The sequence below is a fragment of the Thermogemmatispora sp. genome (genome assembly GCF_019683635.1).
Classification (GTDB): Bacteria; Chloroflexota; Ktedonobacteria; order Ktedonobacterales; family Ktedonobacteraceae; genus Thermogemmatispora.
In genome coordinates, this window is sequence record NZ_JADGIA010000335.1 from 1 (window position 1) to 2,927 (window position 2,927).

Consider the following 2,927-nt stretch of genomic DNA (forward strand, 5'->3'; position numbering starts at 1 on the left):
CGGCAGGGGTGCTACTCTTGCAGGCACTTCCTGCTTTGCTGAATATACCATTCCCCATTTACAATTGTCAATACCAATTGCATAGTCTGTAGGGAGAAATTTCTGTACAGAAGTCACATAATTCACTCACGGAGAGTGGACAGGATCGACAAGGCGGGGGAGAGTAGGCTATAATTGGATGGCAGTCTCTCTGAAATGGGGCAGAAGCCATGCAAGAACCCAGAACCTGGCGCGAGTTCCTCGCTGCTGTTATTCGGGACACCAAAGAGAAACAGCGCATAGCCAACGAAATGGGCGTTGACCCGGTCACGCTCACCCGCTGGGCGACGCACGAATCATCTCCGCGGCCACGCTCGCTGCTTAATCGCCTGGTTGAGGCGCTGCCGCCCCATCGCGAGCAGCTGATCCAGCTGATCCGCCAGGAGTTCCCGGACGCGCTGGAGGATGACCCCGGCTCGGTCTTCATCGACCCGGTTGTGAAGGATGTACCGCCGGTGCTCTATGCGCGTATCCTCGAAGCCCACGCGACGGTCGTGGAGAGCCTGCGCTCCTGGACGATTATGAACCTGGTGATGCAGCAGCTGATTCGCCAGCTCGATCCCCAGCATATCGGTATCGCCGCCAGCATTGCCCAGTGTCAACGTCCGCTTCCTCCCCAGCAGAAAGTGACCTGTCTCCGGGAGATCTTTCTGGAGAAGAGTCAGGCCCTGACAAGCATCGCCCGTCGTGGCTACTTTCTGGGGGCCGAGTCGTTGGTTGGCTACGCTGTCACCCAATGCCGCCCGATCGTGGTGCAGAATCTGCAGGAGGCTTCCGAGTTTGTCATTCCCCAGGCTCTGGTCAGCGAGGCCCGTAGTGCCGCCGCCTACCCCCTGCAGCGCGCGGGACAGGTGGCCGGCGCCTTACTGATCATCAGTACACAGCGCGACTACTTCCTGCACGGACGGCAGGCGCTCATTCAAAACTACGCCTATCTACTGAGCCTGGCTTTTCGCGATGATGAGTTCTTTGATATCAAAGATATTGAGCTGCGCCTGATGCCCTCTGAATCCGTCCAGAATGCCTATATGGCAACCTTCAATCAACGCGTGAATGAACTGCTGAGTCAGGCCGAACGACGAGGGCAGCCGTTGACGCGTCGCGAGGCTGAGGAGCAGGTGATGGCGGCGTTTTTGGCCACTCCTATGCAGTCGCCGACGGAGCAGGCTCCTGAGTGAGCACAGTTAGCTCAGCACATGCCACGCTTCAGGGAAGAAAAGAAAGGATCGCATGGGCTATGTTGACCGGTCTCCAGCAGGTTGAGACACTCTTGAACAGCAGCGGCACCTACATTATCGACGCGGAAAATACGGCTGAGCTGGCTCGCCTGCTGCATCATGGCCAGCTGGCTACACGGGCTATGGGCGGCCCCCTGCCGGAGCTGACAGATGTCTCGGGCCTGCAGGATGTGCTCGATGTGGCCTGCGGCCCTGGTGGCTGGGCTTTGGAGCTGGCTGAGACCTATCGCCATCTGCGTGTGGTCGGCATCGATATCAGTCAGCGTATGATCGAGTTCGCCCGGACACTGGCCGCGACTCAGCAGTTGCCAAATGTCTCTTTCCAGGTCATGGATGCCTTAAAGCCACTGGCTTTTAAGGATGAGAGCTTCGATTTAATCAATGCCCGCTTCATCTCAACGTTTATGCCGGCCCGCTCCTGGCCTGCTTTTCTACAGGAGTGCCTGCGCATCTGCCGCCCAGGCGGCATTATCCGTCTGACAGAGGCGGATCTGCCAATCTGTAATAAACCGGCTTGCGAGGAGCTGTCTCTCTTGCTGGCCCTCGGAATGACACGCGCCGGCTATACCTTCTCGGAGACACGGCACCACCTCGATGTTTTGCCCATGCTGGAGCGCTTGCTACGCGAGGCCGGCTGTGCCTCGATCCAGATGCGCGCCTACGCCGAGAGCATTTCCGCCGGCACGCCTCGCTATGAGGATTGGTATCAGAATGGTCTTGTCTCTCTTAAGCTGCTCGAACCGTTCTATCTGAAGGTGGTCGGCTTGAGCCGTGAGGCTTTCAATCGCCTCTATGAGCAGGCGCGCGCCGAGGCAGCGGACGAGAGCTTCTGCGGCCTGCAGTTCTTTTTGACGGTCTGGGGTTATAAGCCGCGGAGCTAGTGCTCATGGCCCGCAATATAGGCACGGATGCTGGGCAACCGCGCCAGACGCCGATAGGCGTGGTTGCGCAGTGCAACGCGCTGTTCATGTTGCCGCCGGTCCTCCGGCCAGTCACGATAGTGGCTGAGATCGATGCCCTGCTCCAGAAAGGCATTCTGGAGCGCTGTCGGCTCCTCACCAAAGCTCATCAATTCAGCCAGGTCGATAAGAAGGGCCCGCCTCTGCCCCTGGGGGAAGTGCTCTACTTCCCGAGCCACAATGGCAAACAGCTCCTGCTGATAAGCTCTTTCCAGGGCCTGCTCTGTCGGTTCCTTCGCTTCCATCTCTCTGAGCACGGGCAAATATTCCCCACCCGTATGAATCAGGCGTCGCTCGCGCCGATAGAGGTCCAGACAACAGTTGCAGGCAATGGTGAACAGCATATGTTCCGGCGACCGTGCCGGTGCGATCTCTCCACGCTCAACACGCGGTTGACGCTCGATGAAGCGCCTGACGCTCTCCTGGACAATGTCTTCGACCAGATCTTCTTCTTGACCGCGCCAGGCCGCAACGTTGTAGCGCGCAATCAGCCGCCGTACCTGACGACGCAGCCGGGCATAGAGTTCCTCCCAGTTCAGGGCCAGCAGGTGTGGACTGCCCATCTGTCCTTCTCCTCCCGGCAAGCAAGAGTGAGTGCTCCTCGCTTGCCTGTATAACTAAAAGAGAATTTCGATCAATACAAATTTTTTCTAAAGAGAAGTAATTGATGTGTTTATGTACCTGTATAATA

The 2,927-nt window shown here is 57.8% G+C and carries 3 protein-coding genes; 2 read left to right on the plus strand and 1 reads right to left on the minus strand.

The window, feature by feature from the left end:
* Positions 1-209: 209 nt before the first annotated feature.
* A complete protein-coding gene (locus tag IRZ31_RS20990; protein WP_297157618.1) occupies positions 210-1,217 on the plus strand; it encodes a GAF domain-containing protein in 1,008 nt (335 codons plus the stop codon).
* A gap of 59 nt (positions 1,218-1,276) precedes the next feature.
* Positions 1,277-2,158 (plus strand): class I SAM-dependent methyltransferase, encoded by an 882-nt coding sequence (locus IRZ31_RS20995; RefSeq protein ID WP_297157621.1) that lies wholly within the window; start codon positions 1,277-1,279, stop codon positions 2,156-2,158.
* Here the strand turns inward: IRZ31_RS20995 and IRZ31_RS21000 are convergent.
* Positions 2,155-2,799 (minus strand): sigma-70 family RNA polymerase sigma factor, encoded by a 645-nt coding sequence (locus IRZ31_RS21000; protein ID WP_297157624.1) that lies wholly within the window; start codon positions 2,797-2,799, stop codon positions 2,155-2,157. The genes IRZ31_RS20995 and IRZ31_RS21000 overlap by 4 nt on opposite strands.
* Positions 2,800-2,927: the final 128 nt, after the last annotated feature.

Coding starts and splice junctions, on each gene's coding strand:
- IRZ31_RS20990 (WP_297157618.1), top strand. CDS start 210: ATGCAAGAACCCAGAACCTGGCGCGAGTTCCTCGCTGCTGTTATTCGG.
- IRZ31_RS20995 (WP_297157621.1), top strand. CDS start 1,277: ATGTTGACCGGTCTCCAGCAGGTTGAGACACTCTTGAACAGCAGCGGC.
- IRZ31_RS21000 (WP_297157624.1), bottom strand. CDS start 2,799: ATGGGCAGTCCACACCTGCTGGCCCTGAACTGGGAGGAACTCTATGCC.